This is a genomic window from Streptomyces sp. NPDC056373, assembly GCF_042262425.1.
Classification (GTDB): Bacteria; Actinomycetota; Actinomycetes; order Streptomycetales; family Streptomycetaceae; genus Streptomyces.
In genome coordinates this window covers 87,288-103,347 of sequence record NZ_JBHJPX010000025.1, presented here as the reverse complement: position 1 = coordinate 103,347, position 16,060 = coordinate 87,288, and the positions used below count along the sequence as shown (strand labels likewise).

Annotated in this window: 14 protein-coding genes; 2 read left to right on the top strand and 12 right to left on the bottom strand. The window is 72.0% G+C overall.

Features of this window, described 5'->3' with window-relative positions:
* Positions 1–61: 61 nt before the first annotated feature.
* Positions 62–1,459 carry an MFS transporter gene (locus ACFCXS_RS37080; RefSeq protein WP_376647748.1) on the bottom strand — a complete coding sequence of 466 codons (1,398 nt, stop codon included), beginning with the start codon at positions 1,457–1,459 and terminating at the stop codon, positions 62–64.
* Between the two features lie 218 nt (positions 1,460–1,677).
* Between ACFCXS_RS37080 and ACFCXS_RS37075 the strand changes: the two genes are divergently transcribed.
* Positions 1,678–2,544 carry a helix-turn-helix transcriptional regulator gene (locus ACFCXS_RS37075; RefSeq protein WP_376647747.1) on the top strand — a complete coding sequence of 289 codons (867 nt, stop codon included), beginning with the start codon at positions 1,678–1,680 and terminating at the stop codon, positions 2,542–2,544.
* On the opposite strand, the gene ACFCXS_RS37070 is transcribed toward ACFCXS_RS37075, so the two are convergent.
* From ACFCXS_RS37070 to ACFCXS_RS37020, 11 genes are all read right to left on the bottom strand, one after another.
* Positions 2,541–3,014 carry a hypothetical protein gene (locus tag ACFCXS_RS37070; RefSeq protein WP_376647746.1) on the bottom strand — a complete coding sequence of 158 codons (474 nt, stop codon included), beginning with the start codon at positions 3,012–3,014 and terminating at the stop codon, positions 2,541–2,543. The genes ACFCXS_RS37075 and ACFCXS_RS37070 overlap by 4 nt on opposite strands.
* Before the next feature lie 75 nt (positions 3,015–3,089).
* Positions 3,090–4,712 carry a histidine ammonia-lyase gene (gene hutH, locus ACFCXS_RS37065; protein WP_376647745.1) on the bottom strand — a complete coding sequence of 541 codons (1,623 nt, stop codon included), beginning with the start codon at positions 4,710–4,712 and terminating at the stop codon, positions 3,090–3,092.
* Positions 4,713–4,746: 34 nt separating this feature from the next.
* Positions 4,747–5,799: a phenazine antibiotic biosynthesis protein gene (locus tag ACFCXS_RS37060; RefSeq protein ID WP_376647744.1), complete on the bottom strand. Its 1,053-nt coding sequence runs from the start codon at positions 5,797–5,799 to the stop codon at positions 4,747–4,749.
* 127 nt (positions 5,800–5,926) lie between these two features.
* Entirely contained in the window at positions 5,927–6,670 is a 744-nt protein-coding gene (locus tag ACFCXS_RS37055; protein WP_376647751.1) for an SDR family NAD(P)-dependent oxidoreductase, read from the bottom strand.
* Positions 6,671–6,780: 110 nt separating this feature from the next.
* Positions 6,781–7,821, bottom strand: coding sequence for an acyl-CoA synthetase (locus tag ACFCXS_RS37050; RefSeq protein WP_376647743.1), 1,041 nt, complete (start codon positions 7,819–7,821; stop codon positions 6,781–6,783).
* Complete coding sequence (locus tag ACFCXS_RS37045; protein WP_376647742.1) at positions 7,818–8,093, bottom strand: acyl carrier protein; 276 nt, start codon at positions 8,091–8,093, stop codon at positions 7,818–7,820. Before ACFCXS_RS37045 ends, ACFCXS_RS37050 begins: the two co-directional genes overlap by 4 nt.
* Before the next feature lie 19 nt (positions 8,094–8,112).
* Positions 8,113–8,529 (bottom strand): hypothetical protein, encoded by a 417-nt coding sequence (locus tag ACFCXS_RS37040; RefSeq protein WP_376647741.1) that lies wholly within the window; start codon positions 8,527–8,529, stop codon positions 8,113–8,115.
* Positions 8,530–8,542: 13 nt separating this feature from the next.
* Positions 8,543–10,273, bottom strand: coding sequence for a prenyltransferase/squalene oxidase repeat-containing protein (locus ACFCXS_RS37035; protein ID WP_376647740.1), 1,731 nt, complete (start codon positions 10,271–10,273; stop codon positions 8,543–8,545).
* Entirely contained in the window at positions 10,270–11,595 is a 1,326-nt protein-coding gene (locus ACFCXS_RS37030) for a phenylacetate--CoA ligase family protein (protein WP_376647739.1), read from the bottom strand. The genes ACFCXS_RS37035 and ACFCXS_RS37030 overlap by 4 nt, the downstream gene beginning before the upstream one ends.
* A complete protein-coding gene (locus ACFCXS_RS37025; protein WP_376647738.1) occupies positions 11,592–12,980 on the bottom strand; it encodes an aldehyde dehydrogenase family protein in 1,389 nt (462 codons plus the stop codon). The genes ACFCXS_RS37030 and ACFCXS_RS37025 overlap by 4 nt, the downstream gene beginning before the upstream one ends.
* 59 nt (positions 12,981–13,039) lie before the next feature.
* Positions 13,040–14,161 (bottom strand): 3-deoxy-7-phosphoheptulonate synthase, encoded by a 1,122-nt coding sequence (locus ACFCXS_RS37020; protein WP_376647737.1) that lies wholly within the window; start codon positions 14,159–14,161, stop codon positions 13,040–13,042.
* Positions 14,162–14,528: 367 nt separating this feature from the next.
* Here ACFCXS_RS37020 and ACFCXS_RS37015 point away from each other — a divergent pair, with 367 nt between their 5' ends.
* Positions 14,529–15,995, top strand: coding sequence for a GuaB1 family IMP dehydrogenase-related protein (locus ACFCXS_RS37015; RefSeq protein ID WP_376647736.1), 1,467 nt, complete (start codon positions 14,529–14,531; stop codon positions 15,993–15,995).
* Positions 15,996–16,060: the final 65 nt, after the last annotated feature.

Sequence of the window (16,060 nt, the reverse complement as noted above, 5' to 3'; positions counted from 1 at the left end):
ACCCAGTCCCTCCCCCTCGAACCCCGCACCCCCCCCCCCCCCACCCCCCGCCGCGTTGTGCTCAGCGGCGCGGCAGCAGCGCCGCGGCGCCCAGGGCGTTGGCCACCAGCAGGGCGGCGGCGAGCAGCAGGCTCTCCCGCATACCCGGTGCGAAGTCCCCGGCCAGAAGCGCGCCGAAGACGGCGATGCTGAGTGCCCCGCCCGTCTGACGGCTGGTGTTGAGCAGTGCGGCCGCCGTGCCCGCTCGTGCCGCGGCGACACTGTCGAGCATCAGAGTGGTCAGCGCCGGCATGGCGAGCGCGCCCCCGATGCCCAGCGGGATCATCAGGGCGGCGGTCACCCACGGCGAAGTCCCGATCGTGACGGCGGCGAGTCCCGCGCAGCCCACCATGCCGGTCAGCAGTCCGGCGACGACCACCTTCCGCGGGCCGTAGCGGGAGACCGCCTTCGGAGAGGCGTAGTTGAAGAAGGCCGTGATGACCGCCATCGGCACGAACATCAGCCCGGCGGAGAACGCCGACTGCCCGCGCTGCTCCTGGAAGAAGAGGCTCAGCACGAACACCCCGCCGTAGAAGGCCGCGTTGCAGGCGAAGCCCGCGACGACCGGCACGCTCACCCCGCGCTGCCGGAACAGCGACAGCGGCAGCATCGGAGCCTTCCGCCGGGTCTCGACGGCCACGAACGCGGCCCCGGCCAGCACGGCGATCGCGGTCGCCGCCCCGACGGTGCCGGTGAAGCCGTGGTGCCCGCCCTCGATCACGGCGAACGTCAGCGCCGCCAGTGCCAGCACCGCGGTCAGCTGCCCCGGCAGGTCGAACACGGCAGGATGACGAGGGGAGCGCGCCGCCCGCATCAGTGTCAGGAATCCGGCGAGACCCGCGGGCACGTTGAGCCAGAACACGGCACGCCAGCTCCACTCGGTGGTCAGCAGCCCTCCCAGCACGGGCCCGGCGGCGATGGCAACCGCACCGCCGACCGTCCACAGGGCGATACCGCGCGCACGCTTGTCCGGGTCGGGGAAGGCCTGCCGGATCAGCGCCAGCGAGGAGGGAACCATCACCGCCGCGGCGCCGCCCTGCAGCACCCGGGCGGCCGTCAGCGTGCCGAGCGTCGGCGCAACCGCGCAGGCCAGGGACGCCAGGGTGAAGAGGCCGACCCCCCAGCCGTACGCGCGCCGCGCGCCGACCCGGTCCGACAGCGAACCGGCCGACAGCATCAGTGCCGCGAACATCAGGGTGTAACTGTCCGCGACCCACTGGAGCCCGGACAGCGACCCGCCGAGATCGTTGCCCACGGCGGGCAGGGCCACGTTGACGCCGGAGACGTCGAGTGTGATCACGAAGAAGCCGAGGACGGCGGCGGCCAGGGCAGCGGTGGCCGAACCCGCCGGTTCCGGCTCACCCCGGACATCCGTACTCCCGTCGGTTTCCTCGCCGGTCCCGGACTGCGTCGCGCTCATCGTGCACTGCTCCTCTCGTTGTGTCGTCCCTGCCGGGACTTGTCTGTGTGCCGTCCCTGTCGGGACTGAGAATCGAACATGGCATCGAACCTTGAACCCGGACCTCTCCAGCGTGCCCGCCCCACGAGGCCCCCGGCAGACCGAGTCGTGCGGGGCTGCGCGGTGCCTGACCCTGATACGGCCCCCCTGCGCGCGTGACCACTTGCGACAATGGAGGGATGAGTGAAGGTACGGAACTGGGACGTTTTCTCCGTGCTCGCCGCGGCCGGATCCGGCCGCAGGACGTGGGCCTGCCCGTCGGCACCGGCATCCGTCGCACTCCCGGGCTGCGCAGAGAGGAACTCGCGGCCGTGGCCGGGGTCAGCGTCGGCTACCTCACGCGACTGGAGCGAGGCATCGAGACACGGCCCTCGCCCGCCGTGGTCACCGCGCTCGGCGAGGCGCTCCAGCTCTCGCCCGAGGCGATGAACCGGCTGCACGAACTGGTCGCGCTCGCCTCGGGCCAGGTGCCGGCGCCGTCCCCCGGCCCCGCGCGCACGGTGCGGGACTCGATCCACCACCTGCTGGAGAACCTGCGCCCCTCGCCGGCGTACGCCGTCAGCCGCGCCAACGACCTGCTGGCCGCCAACCGGCCCGGGCTGCGTCTCTTCCCCGGCATCACGGACTGGCCGCCCGAGCGCCGCAACGTCACCCGCTATCTGTTCCTGCACCCCATGGCGCGCCGGCTGTACCGGGACTGGGAGAAGATGGCGGCGCACAGCGCGGCGCACCTGCGGGCGACGGCGGGCGCCGACCCGGACGTCCCCGAGCTGGCCCAGCTGGTGGGCGAACTCGTGGTGAAGAGCCCGGAGTTCGCCCGGCTCTGGGAGCGGTACGACGTACAGGCCCGGGGTGGCGGGCAGAAGCACTTCCAGCACCCGGAGGTCGGCTCGATGCTCCTCGACTACGAGGTGCTGGTGATCTCCCGCACGGACGGGCAACGCCTCGTCACGTACCAGGCCACGCCGGGGACCCCGGACCACGACGCGATGCTCCTGCTGGACATGGCCAGCCCTCGCGATGCCGAACTCCCGCATGAGGTCTAGGGCTTGTCCAGCGTGATGCGGTACGTCTCGTGCGGGGTCTGGATGTCGTAGCACGACAGTTCACCACTGGCTCCCCGGTAGGCTCCGGTTCCCCCGGTGACGGCCATCCGCACGGTGTCCTCGCCCTTGGTCCACAGCGACTGGGCGGTGATCTGGCCGTCCGGCAGCTGGACCGACAGCACGCAGTTGGTGGTGATCTTCTCGCCGACCAGCCGGGTCACCTGGCAGGAACTGCCGTCCTTCCCGACCTGCTTCCCGCCCTGGTACAGCTTGTCGGCGTAGAGGAACTCGTCGCCGACGCTCAGCCCGTGCTCGCCGACATCGGTCTTCACGACCCCGTCGTTGCCGACGTCCAGGTCGATGACCTTCCCGGGCTCGGCATGCGCCGGAGCGGTGAGCAGGGCGGTCGCGCCCAGCGCCAGGACGGCGGTCCCGGCCGCGCTGACCAGGGCGAACTTCTTCTTCGGCATGAGATGCAACTCCTCGGTCGCGCACCACGCGTGGCGCGGTGCCTTGCTTGCTCTTCAGGCGATGTCGCGCTTGTGTCAGACGATGCCGGCGAAACCGGCGGCGCGCCGCAGCGCTCCGCTCTCGATCAGGCCGGACACCGCCTCGATGTCCTCGTCGAGCCGGCGATCGTGGGTGACGAAGGCGCTGTGCTCCCGTATGAGTCCGTGCACCGCGCGGACGGCCGGTGACGCCTTCTCGGCACCTCGAAGGTCGATCGCCTGGGCGAGGGCCAGCAGATGGATGGCCGCGACCTCCCGCACCAGTCCGTTGACGGTGCGCGCGTCCCGGGCCGAGATGGTGCCCATGCTGACGATGTCCTGGTTGTGGGCCTCCGTGGACCGCGAGAACACCGACACGGGCCCCGTCTGTTTGAGGGCTTCGGCGGTGACGGCCGAGGCCGCGATCTGCATCCCCTTGAACCCGTGGTGCAGCCCCGCCCCGGGATCGTCCGGACCACGCGGGACGACCAGGTTGGGCGGCAGCCCCCGGTTGGACTTCTCGTCCACGACGAGAGCGAGCTGCCGGTCGAGGAGATTGGCCAGGCCGGCCACCGACGTCTTCAGGCTGTCCATGGCCTGCCCGACATGGCCGGCGTAGAAGTTCCCCCCGAGGTGGAGCCCGGACTCGTCGACGTCGAACAGGGGGTTGTCCGTCGCGGAGTTGATCTCGGTGGTGAGCCAGTCCTCCGCCCAGTCGAGCGTGTCCCGCGCGATGCCGATGACCTGCGGGGCGCAGCGCACCGAGTACGTGTCCTGGATCTTCTCGTTCAGCTGGAGGTAACTGCGCCCGGCGAGTTTCTCGCGGCGCACCAGGATGTCGTCGAAGGACGTGGCGAGCTTCGACCCCGCGAGCAGGGTCCGGACGACCCCGGCCGAGCGGACCTGGCCGGGGTGCGGTTTCGCGGCGTGGACGAAGGGGTGCAGTGCGGACGCGTTGCCGTGCAGGGCCTCGAGCGTCATGGCGGTGGCGAGCTCGGCGACGAAGGCCAGCTCCCGGGCGTCCCAGGCGGCGATGACCGCGTACGCGGCGGCGAAGGACGTGCCGTTGATCAGCGCGATGCCCTCCTTGGGCGCGAGCCGCACCGGTTCGAGGCCCTCCTCCCGCAGGCCGTCCCTCGCCGGGCGCACGGTGCCGCGGTGCAGGACCTGTCCCTCGCCGATCAGTGCCGCCGCCAGATAGCACAGCGGCACCAGATCACCGCTGGCCCCCACCGAACCGCGTTCGGGGATCAGCGGGAGGATGTCCCGTTCCAGGCACTCCAGCAGCGCCGACACGGTCCCCGGCCGGATCGCCGAGGCTCCCTTGGCCAGCGCGTTGGCCCTGATGATCATGGCAGCCCGGGCGACCGCGGGCACGGCCGCCGGTCCCACGCCGTTGAGGTGGTAGAGCACGAGGTTGCGCTGAAGCTCGTGCGCCTTGTCCGGTGAGATCTGCCGGACGCAGCTGTCCCCGAAACCCGTGGTCACCGCGTAGATGGGGACCTCGCGCGCCAGCAGCGAGTCCTTGAGCGCGACGGAGGCCCGCATCCGCTCGACGGCCCCGGCGCCGAGCCGCACCCGGGCGCCGTCGCCGCCCCGGCGCGCGGACGCCGCGACCGCGTGGGGTGAGAGGCCGGCTCCGTCGAGTTCGAGGTACCCGGCCGTGGGCACGTGCGACATGCGTACTGCTCCTCCCGACACCTGGGAGGCGTCCCTAGTAGACGCCCTCGATCAGCTTTCGGCCGTCCACCTCGGCGACCGGGTGGATGTTCCGCAGGGAGTCCCCGACTCCCGTGGGGCTCGGGACCCGGGTCGCCAGGTCCCGTTCGATGCTGTTGGGCACGAGGCCGTACTTGGTGAGGTAGTTCATCACCACGGTCCCCTCCGACCCGAACTCGACCGGCCTGCCGGAGGAGGGGTCGACCACGCGGTAGAACACGTAGGGGGCGTACGAGTCGAAGACCGTGTCGCCCGTGCCCTCCGGGTCGGGGCGCTGCACCGTGCCGCTGAGCACGGAGGTACTGCCGTACGACCCGCGGAACCGCGTCTTGGGGAACAGCTCCGTGGACAGGAAGTCCAGGGTGTCGGGGTCCATGTGGGCGCCGGTCCAGATCACCAGGCGCACCTTCTCCTCGATGAGCTCACGGACGGAGGCCCGCTCGGACATGCGGGCGAGCAGCGGCGGGGTCGTGATCAGGAACGCGATGTCCTGGGATTGCAGGACCAGTTCGGCCTGGTCGACGAGGTGGTCGACATAGGCCGCGGCGCCGGCGGTGTCACCGGCGGCGACGAGCCGCTTCACCCAGCGCGGATCCAGGTCGACGGAGAACCGGATCCCTCCCCGGGCCTCGGCGATCCTGCGGGAGTACTCGCCGAGCATGTGGGGTCCGCTGGGCGCCACGGCCAGTGCGTGTCCCCGGCCGTCGTCGGTGTAGTGGGAGTTCTCCCAGGCCATGTACTGGTCGAGCCAGTTCTCGAACATCACGAAGCGCTTCGGCGCTCCGGTGGTGCCACCGCTCTCGTACACCGCGAGGACCTTCTCCGAGGAGTCGAGACCCCGGGGGATCAGGTCCTCGACCGGGACGTCCCGGAGCTCGTCCACCAGGTTGGGGAACCGCAGCAGGTCGTCGACGCACCGCACGTCCTCGACCGGGTCGAAACCCAGCCGGTCGCGGCGCTCCAGCCAGTACCGGGAACCCGTGGCCGGGTCGAAGTGCCAGCGCATCATGGCGCGGACGTGCGCGTCGGCCTGTTCGCGGGCGTTCATGGGCAGGTCACCGTGCTTTCTCGGTCGAAGGGGAGGGGGAGGAAAGGGGGAGGGAAGGGGGAGGGAAGGGGAGTGCGGAACGGGAACGGCGGACGCCCTGGGGCGAGCCGCCGTCGGCACGGAGGCGTCAGACGCCGTGCGAGGAGCCGCCGTTGATCTGGAGGATCTGTGAGGTGACGTAGCCGCCGGGCTCCGAGCACAGGTAGAAGCCGAGTTCGGCGATGTCCACCGGGTCCCCCGCGCGTCCCAGCGCGGTCTGCCGGACGAGCATGGTCTCCCGCGCCGCGGGCAGGGCGCCGCCGAAGAGGTCGGTGTCGGCGACGTAGCCCGGCGCGATCGCGTTGGCGCTGATGCCGCGCGATCCGAGGCGCGTCGCGAGGGTGTGGACGTAGGAGTGGAGGGCGGCCTTCGCGGCGCCGTAGCCACCCGTCCCGCCGGATCCCCGGTAGGCGGCGATGGAGCTGTAGAGCACGATGCTGCCGCCGTCGGCCAGGTCCGGGAGCAGGCCCTCCACGGCGACGACCGAGGTCGTCACGTTGGCCTGGTAGGCCTCCTGCCATTCCGTCAGGACCGAGGCCACGTCGTCCGCGTCCGTGTCCCCGGACTGCGGGACGGCCCCGGCGCAGCACAGCAGCCCGCTGACGGGCAGACCCGTCGACCGGACGTGGTCCCGCAGGCGCTTGACGGACGCGGCGTCGGACATGTCGAGGGCGAGGGACGACACGTCCGCGCCCGGCACGCTCGCCTCGATCTCCCGCACCGCCTGCGCCAGCCGCTCCTCCTGACGTGCGATCAGGAGCACCTTGTCGTTGTTCTCCGCGAAGCGCTTCGCCGTCGCCTTGCCGATGCCGGCGCTCGCGCCGGTCACCACGATCAACCTGGACAGAGTCGAACACTCCAATGTCTTCGTCGCTGGTTTTGTCGCTGTTTTGTCGCTGGCTGTGTTGCTGTTCTTGTTGCTGGGTATGTGCCGTTCCGCTTTCACGGGCGGGCGGAGGACCCATCCGCCTGTGCGAGAAGGGCCGTGCGGTCGGGCTTTCCGGTGGGGGTCCGCGGGATCTCCGCCAGTTCCACGAGCCGCGACGGGCTCGGGAAGTCGCCGAGGGCCGATCTGACGTCGGCCACGCCCACCGCCTCACCGCCCCGCCCGGCCCAGAAGACGGCGTATCCCTCGCCGGTGAGGGAATCACCGGACAGGGGGAGCGCAACCCATTCCGCCCCCGGGAGCAGTGCTTTCAGCTGCTCCTCGACCCGGGCGAGATGGACTTTGATCCCATTCACCTTGATCAGGGAACTGGCGCGGCCGGCGAGCCGGAACGAACGGGGGCCGGTGAATTCCACCAGGTCGCCCGTGGCCCACCGGTCGGGCGGCAGCGTCCCGCTCTCCGGGCGGGCCAGGCGCGGGCCGCGGACGACCAGCTCCTCGGCGGCTCCTGCCGGTGTGCCGGCCTCCCGCACGAAGGACACGTCGGGGAAGGCCTGCCACGGCCCGGCGCCCCGGCCCTCGGGAACCAGCCTCCGGTGGGCGATCCCTCCGGTCTCGGTCGACCCGAGGATCTCGTGCGCACGCAGCAGCGGACCGGCTCGGCCGACCAGCGCGTGGGCCGTGGGCGGCGCGGCCGCCGAACTGTGCAGGGCGACGACCGAGCTCGCGCGTTCCAGCACCGGCAGGCCGCGCCGCAGCAGGTCCCAGGCCATCGGGATGCAGACGGCCAGCACCCGCTCTCCGGGCGAGACCGGCAGTGGCGCGTAGGGGTCGGCCCACGCCTGGTGGACCGGGACCCGCGCCATGCGGGGCAGCCACTCGCCGAAGAGCGCGCCGAACAGGTGCTGCGGCGGGGCGTAGTTGACGACCCGGTCGACCGGGCCGACGAGCGCCGCTCCGATCAGCTCCACCTCACGCTCCATCTGGTGGGGGAGCCGGAACCAGCGGCGCGCGGCTCCCGTGCTGCCGGAGGTGTCGAAGCGGATCTCGCCGTCCCCGGCCCCCGGCTCCTCGGTACGGGCCGCCGTCTCCGTCATGCCCCGAGGTCCTCGATGCGCTCTCGCACGTACTCCGTGGTCCGGCCGAGCGTGCTGAACCAGTAGCGCACGTCGTCGCCGACGAAGTCGATCTCGATACCGAACTCGCCCTCCACGGCGGTGACGTACTCGAGGGCGGCCAGGCTGTCGAAGCCCGGGAGCGCGTCGGTCAGGTCGGCGTCCGTGGCCAGTGCGCGGGCGGCGTCGCCGAAGCGCTTCTCCAGGACGGCCCGGACGCGGTTGCCGATCTCGGTGTGGTCGAGGGTCTGCATGGTCGGGAACCTTTCTCTCTCAGCCGCGGCCGACCGGTAGCGGGCCGCCGCTCGTCATCGACCCCGATTCCAGGTAGAACACCTGGTCGGGCTGCGTGGGCTGGAACCGGACGGTCAGGTGGGCGGTGTCCGTGCCGAGACCGAGCGACTGCCCGATCTCCTCGGCCAGTCCGGCCCGGTACGCGTGGTCACGGTCGGGGTGGACATGGCACACGACCGACGCCCACCGGGCGTGCTTGGCCGGTTCCGTGTCGTGCTCGTAGGTGGTCAGCGGCATCCCGCCGGCGAAGTGCTCCATGGGCTCGGCGGTCCGGAAGGAGACCACGACGTGCGCGGCGTTCGAACCGTGCGCGGCCATCCACCGCGTGAGCCGCAGGGCAGCCCGCAGGCGCGCGGAGGGGGTGAGGGGGGTGCTGGTCACCTCGACGGTGGGCAAGGGGGTGCTCCTTTCACGACAGGGCCAGCGGCGGCAGGGCGAGGCGTTCGGGCGACAGCCTCAGCTCCAGGCGCCGGCCCAGGCAGTCGGCGAGCGGACCACCGCTCATCGCCATCAGGGGCGTCCAGGCGAATCCCCCGTCCGCCGTGCGCACGCTGTCCAGGAACTTCGTCAGGTGGGCGGCGTCCCAGCCGAGACCGAACACGTCCGACGCCAGCACGGCTTCGTAGGTGCTCAGCAGGTCCGGGACCCGACGGCCCTCGTTGGCGAACCCGCCGCCGCGCACCCGGTGCCTGGTGAGGGCCTCGGTGACGCGGGCACCGTCCGCCCCGGTGCCGCGGTGCAGCGCCCTGAGCGCCTGCAGGGTGGAGCGCAGCGTGGCCGTCCCGCCCGGCACGTTGGCGTACTGGCCGGGTTCCGTCTCGCAGGTGGCCACGTACTCGGCGACGTCCCGCAGGAAGCCGGCCGCCGACTCCCCGCCGGTCCGGTGCAGGATCTCGGCGGCGGAGCTCGTCGAGACCATGTCCGACGCGCGGCCCTCCCAGTAGCCGAACCCGCCGTCGGGATTCTGGATGGAACCGGCCAGCCACTCCGCGATGCGCTCACGGGCCGGGGCGTCGTCCTCGAACGCGCCCGCGGACAGGGCCCAGAGGGTGCAGCGCACCTCACTGCCGCGCCCGGGCATGTACATGATGCCGTTCTCGTTCGGCAGCACGCAGCTCTCCGTCCACCGCAGTGCCTCGCTCTCCCCACCGGCCGGGAGGCTGCGGGCCATCAGGTGGGCCGAGGTGGTGAGGACGTCCGAGGCGAGCTCCGGAGTGCGGTAGGTGAAGCCGCCCTGCCCGGTCCGGAAGGACAGCACCCTCGCGACCACGCCGTCGGCGATGCCGTCGAGCCGCGCGCCGAGTTCCCGCAGCGCGCCCACCGCGCAGAACGCGGCCCACACGTCCTGGACCGGGTAGCCGGGCCACCGCGTGAAGGACTCGTCCGGCCGCAGCCGGGTCATGATCCAGGCGACGCAGCCCCCGGGGTCCCGGGGAGCCTCTCCCAGGCGGCTCAGCGCCCCGGTCGCCCGGAACGTCGCCCACAGGCAGTCCGTGTCGTCGCCCGCCTGGAAGGTGAAGCCACCGGCCGCGCTCTGCCGGCCCCGGAGCCAGTCCGTGAGCCGCTCGCGGTCCCACGGCAGCGGCCCCTGTCCGCCGGTGGCCGTGTGCCAGGCGGTGACGGCGTAATAGCAGGCCCGCACGTCACAGGCGCCGTCCTTCGCATGGGCCGGGCTCCAGGCCAGGCCGCCGTCCTCGGACTGGAGCGCGGCCAGCCAGTCGAACAGCGCCTCGGACGGGCGCTCGCCGTAGATCTCCACCAGGGTGCGCACGGCGTAGTACGTGGCCCACACGTCCGACGCCTGGCCGGGTGTCATCGCGAACCCGCCGTCCGCATGCTCGGTGCTCCACACCCAGGCGGAACTCGACCCGCGCACCGTGCCCCGGCTGCCGTCCGGCAGATCGGCCAGGGCCTGCGTGCAGTAGTAGGTGGCCCAGGCGTCGGAGCTCATACCGGCCGACCACGCGAACCCGCCGTCGGAGTTCTGCCGGGAGGCGAGGAAGCCGGCGGCGGACTCGGGCGACGGCAGGTCGCCGATCCGGTCCAGCCAGCGCAGGGTGCGTACGGCCGCGTACGTGCACCACAGGTCCGACTCCCCGGAGACGACCCCGGACGATGTCAGCAAGGCGTCGTACGTCATGCCGGCACCACCTCGTCCACGACCCGGAAGTTGGAGCGCTTCCAGCTCTTCTGCGAACCGCCGCTCTTCGTCGACGCCGGCAGCCGGTTGACGAACCGGACCTCGTCCCAGCGGAAGCCGAGGTGCTCCTCCGTCCGACGCTGGATGACGGCGTTCCTGGCGGGCTCCGCGTCCCGGTCGGTGCCCGGATCCCGCTCCAGCAGCAGCCGGGCCCGGGTGCCTTCTCCGTCGATCTCGATCAGGTAGCCCATGACGTCGTTGTTCGCGTAGACGATGCCTTCGAGGTCGCGTGTGCGCACCCGACTGCCCTTGATCGCGGTTCCGTCGCTGCCCCGGCCGTGGACCGTGACCGTCGGGGTGTCCTGGCCGCAGGGGCAGCCGCCCGTGAGGGACACCTCGTCGCCCATGTCGAGGCGGAGCAGGGGGCGGGCGTCGTTGTTGAGCGGCGTGACGACGAGCCGGCCCTCGCGTCCGGCCTCGGCGGGTGCGACGCCGTCCCCGTCCGCGATCTCGAAGTAGTTGGCCCCGCGCAGCAGGTGCAGCCGGTCGTGCGCGCAGCACGCGGCCAGCGTGCCGCTCTCCGTGCTGCCGTAACTCGCGTCGTAGGCGCGCGCGTTCCACCAGGACCCGGCCATGGCGCGCAGCTCCGGGGTGCTCACCTCCCCGAGCAGCATGAGGAGTTCGACCGATTCGCGCAGCCGGTCCAGCAGCCCGCGCCGCTTGAGCACCTGGGAGAACTCCAGGAGCACCCCGGGCGCCACGAAGAGCACGGTCGGCCGGAAGACCTCCCACAGCCCGACGATGCGGTCCCAGTCGGAGATGCCGGTGGTGTACGGATAGGCCTTGACGTGGGGGATGTCCAGGAACTCGCAGACACCGACCATGAGGTCGGCCACCGGCACGATGTCCGAGGGCAGCAGGATCAGAGCGCGGTGGCCGCTGCCGGCCAGCATGCCGCGCCAGGCTTCGGACACGGACACGGTGTTGGCGATCATGTCCCGGGCGGTGCGCGGTGTGGGCGTCGGGGTCCCGGTCGTCCCCGTGGTCTGGTAGTACTTCAGGCCCGCGTCGACGGGGACGCGCAGATAGTCGAGCGGCTGCGACTTCAGGGCGTCCTTGGAGGTCGCTGCGAGGTCGCGGAACGCGTCGGCCGAGAACGCGTCCAGCGACGCGTAGGCGGAGGTCTGCCGGGCCCGGTCCCAGGCCTCGCCCAGCTTCGACGCGTAGTAGGTCCCGTCGGAGGGAGAAGCGGTGCGGTGGGCGGTCACCTCCTGCTGTATCCGCTCCATGAAGTCGAGGTCGCTCCTGGAGTTGATCTTCACTTGTCACTCCTTGTCTCGTTCTCGTCGGCGAGCGCCAGTCCGGTGGCGCGCATCAGGAACGCGCCGAGATGTCCGTCGTGCGGCACGTCCGGGTGGATCCACGAGGTCGGCCTGCTCCGGTACACGTTGGAGACCGAGGCGAGCTCCGAGGCCGCGGCGACCAGTCCCAGGTCCCCGGTGTGCAGCGACAGCACCAGGGAGCCGTCGAGGACGTCCGTCCCACCGCGTTCGAACGGGGCGACCCACACGCACGGGAAGGGCATCTCGCAGGACAGCAACGGGTCCTTCGGGGACGTCAGCTCCACGACCGCCGGTGTCAGGGCCGCCAGGGACCCCGTGCCGCCCAGCCGCTCGGCTCGCGGCGCGAGGTGCACGACCGCGTCCGCCGCCCGGTCCAGGACCGCGGTGACGAGCCGCTGCGCGTCGGCCTCCGGCATGCAGGGCAGCAGCGCCGTGCCGGTCACCGGCCCGGCCGGTGCCACCTCGGCGAGCCCGGCGGCCAGTTCGGCGGCGAACCCCGCCGGATCGTCCTCGACCAGGACGCCCGTGGTCGCCGTGCAGGCGGTTCCCGCGTGGTAGAGCACACCGGCGCGGGCCAGTTCGAGCCCGGCTTCCCGGTCGGCGTCGGCCGCCACCACCAGCTTGGAGCGGCCCGGACCCTGCGTCCGGACGTCGGCCCGGTTGCGGTACGTGTCGACGACCTCCTGTCCGCCGTACACCACGGCGCGGTCCGAGCGCTCGATGATCAGATCGGCCGTCGCGTGGTCGCAGGGCACCACGACCAGCTGCGCCGCCGGTACGCCCGCCTCCCGCAGCGCGGTGACGAGGCGGAGCGGGGTGAGCGGGTCCCGGTTGGAGGGACGGACGACCACGCGGTAACCGAGGGCCAGCGCCTCCGGCCACATGGCGTGGACGCCCGGGCTGTTGCCCGCCGCGTGCACGGCGAGGACGTCCCCGGCGCGGCGCCAGGCGGCCCCCGCGGGCGCCGCCTCGGACACCTCGGTGCCGACCGGGGCGCAGCCGGCGGGCCGTGCGGCGGACGCCGTGCGCGCCACGTCGCGCAGGGTCGCCGTGATGAGCCGGTCGCACTCGCGCACGACCGCGAGGGGCGTGCCCGTCAGCTGTGCCACTCGCCGCTCGTGGGCGTCCAGATCGTCCCCCAGGACCGCCTGGTCCTCGAAGACGTCGGCCGCTTTCGCGAGGACGTCCGAGGCCTGCGCGACGGGCAGCGGCGCACTCGTGCGCAGCTGGTCGATCCAGTGGGAGACGACCAGGCCCGGGACGGACGCCAGTTCAAGCGCCGGGACGCCCGAGGAGTCCGTCACCGTGGTGCGGTTCCGCGTCCTGTAGGGCCCGGTCGGCCCCAGCGCGGGGATGTCCAGCATGCTCGCTCTCCTGTTCCTTCCGGCGAGTCACGGGGGCGTACGTGAGGTGTCGGGGCGGGTCAGCGGACGGCGGCCGCCACGGTGCGGCGCCCCCGGGTCGCCGCCGCCAGGTCCCGCAGGACGCCGACGGTGGCGTCCCACCCCATGCAGGCGTCGGTGACGCTCTGCCCGAACACGGGCTCGCCGAGCCCGAGGTCCTGGCGGCCGGGGATCAGGAAGCCCTCCAGCATCACGCCGCGGATGTTCCGGTCACCGGCCGCGACCTGGGCGCCTATCTCCCGGGCCACCAGGGCCTGGCGCTCGTGGTCCTTGCCGCTGTTGCCGTGGCTCGCGTCGATCACCAGGCCGGACGGCAGCCCGGCCGCCCGCAGCAGGTCCGCCGTCTCGCGCACGTTCTCGGCGCCGTAGTTGGGCCGGCCCGAGGCGCCCCGCAGCACCACATGGCAGTCGGGGTTGCCACTCGTGCGCAGGGTGACGGGCCGGCCGTCCGGGCCGTGGCCCAGGTAGGCGTGGCGGGCCGCGGCGGAACGGATGGCGTCGACGGCGACCCCCACCGAGCCGGTGCTGCCGTTCTTCATGCCCACGGGCATCGGCAGGCCGCTCGCCAGCTGCCGGTGCACCTGGCTCTCGACCGTCCGGGCGCCGATCGCGCCCCACGAGATCAGATCGGACAGGTACGCCGGAGCGCCCGGGCTCAGCCACTCCGTCGCGATGGGCAGGCCCGCCTCCGCGATCTCCAGCATCAGCGTGCGGACCGTGCGCAGCCCCTGGTTGAGATCGAGGCTGCCGTCCAGCGCCGGATCGGCGAGGAGCCCGGTCCAGCCGACGGTGGTGCGGGGCTTCTCCACGTACACCCGCATGACCACCGCGAGGTCGTCGTCGAGCTCGGCCGCGAGTTCACCCAGCGACCTCGCGTACGCCAGACCGGCGTCGACGTCGTGGATCGAGCACGGGCCGACCACCACGAGCAGCCGGTCGTCGTCACCGCTCAGCACCCCGCGTGTCATCCGGCGGCCGGCGCTCACCGACCGAGCCGCGGCAGCGGTCAGCGGCAATGCGCTCAGCAGCTCTTCGGGGGTGCTGGTCAGGTGGGTGCGGTACTGACCGCCGACGTCCTCCGGCGGAATGTCGGCGACCAGGGAATCGGATTCCGCTTCGGTCCGCGTGTGAACACTCTGCATCGTTCCTCAATTCGCTCTGCTCAGCGCAGAAGTCGTGCGTCGGCAACGAATCAAACGGCGGTCGGTGATCCGCCAAGTGCCCATTCCGAGAAGTCGATCGGACTGGTGTGACGAAGGTGATTTCGAGGTACAACCACCCGGCAGGCACGGGAATTACCGTGCCGCATTCGGAAGTCGGACCGCCAGCTGTGCCGCGTGCAGCAAGTTGTTGTGCACCTAGCTGCACGGGTAACGTTTCGACGTAAGGCAGGTACCTGCCCGGCTCGGGAGCCCCCCGTACCTCCTTGGAGGATTACATGATCACGGGGGCGTTTCGTTGTGCCTTCGTGGGAGTGACCTGCGTGATTTCGTGTGGAAATGTGAGGCTATGCGCTTCATCGAGGCCGGTACCGGTCGCTACGTAGAGTCATCCCCGGTGTCGTACGACCTGACATACGACGACGTGTTCATGGTGCCCAGCCGTTCCTCGGTGGGCTCGCGGCAGGCCGTCGACCTCAGCTCCCCGGACGGCACGGGCACCACCATCCCGCTCGTCGTCGCCAACATGACCGCCATCGCCGGCCGCCGCATGGCCGAGACCGTGGCCCGCCGCGGCGGCCTCGTGGTGATACCCCAGGACATCCCCGACGACGTGGTCGCCGACGTCGTCTCCTGGGTGAAGAGCCGGCACCTGGTGCTGGACACCCCGATCATCCTGTCCCCGCACCAGACGGTCGCCGACGCGCTGGCCCTGCTGCCCAAGCGGGCGCACGACGCCGGTGTGGTCGTCGACGGCGACCACAAGCCCGTCGGCGTGGTCACCGACGCCGACCTGTCCGGCGTGGACCGCTTCACCCAGCTCGCCGAGGTCATGTCCCGGGACCTGCTGCTCATCGACGCGGACATGGACCCGGGCGAGGCCTTCAACACCCTCGACCACGCCAACCGCCGCTACGCCCCCGCGGTCAACGGGGACGGCACGCTCGCCGGCATCCTGACCCGCAAGGGCGCCCTGCGCGCCACGCTCTACCAGCCGGCCACCGACGCGCAGGGCCGGCTGCGCATCGCCGCCGCCGTCGGCATCAACGGCGACGTCGCCGGCAAGGCCAAGCAGCTGCTGGACGCCGGCGTCGACGCGCTCGTCATCGACACCGCGCACGGCCACCAGGAGTCGATGATCAGCGCCCTGAAGCTGGTGCGTGACCTCGACCCGCAGGTCCCGATCGTCGCGGGCAACGTGGTCGCCGCCGCGGGCGTGCGCGACCTGATCGAGGCCGGCGCGGACATCGTCAAGGTCGGTGTCGGCCCCGGTGCCATGTGCACCACGCGCATGATGACCGGCGTCGGCAGGCCGCAGTTCTCCGCCGTCCTGGAGTGCGCCGCCGAGGCGAAGAAGTACGGCAAGCACGTGTGGGCCGACGGCGGTGTCCGCCACCCCCGCGACGTGGCCATGGCCCTCGCGGCCGGCGCGTCCAACGTGATGGTCGGCTCCTGGTTCGCCGGCACCTACGAGTCCCCGGGCGACCTGCAGCACGACGCCCAGGGCCGCGCCTACAAGGAGTCCTTCGGTATGGCCTCCGCCCGGGCCGTGCGCAACCGCACCTCGGAGGAGTCGGCGTACGACCGCGCCCGCAAGGCGCTGTTCGAGGAGGGCATCTCCACCTCCCGGATGTTCCTCGACCCGGCCCGCCCCGGCGTCGAGGACCTGATCGACTCGATCATCGCGGGCGTCCGCTCCTCCTGCACCTACGCCGGTGCCGGATCCCTGGAGGAGTTCGCCGGGAAGGCCGTCGTCGGCATCCAGAGCGCCGCCGGCTACGCGGAGGGCAAGCCCCTGCACGCCAGCTGGAGCTGACGGCCCGACACCTCCTCGTACGGCCCCCGGTGGAGAACCGGGGGCCGTACGCGCGTGGGTGCCCC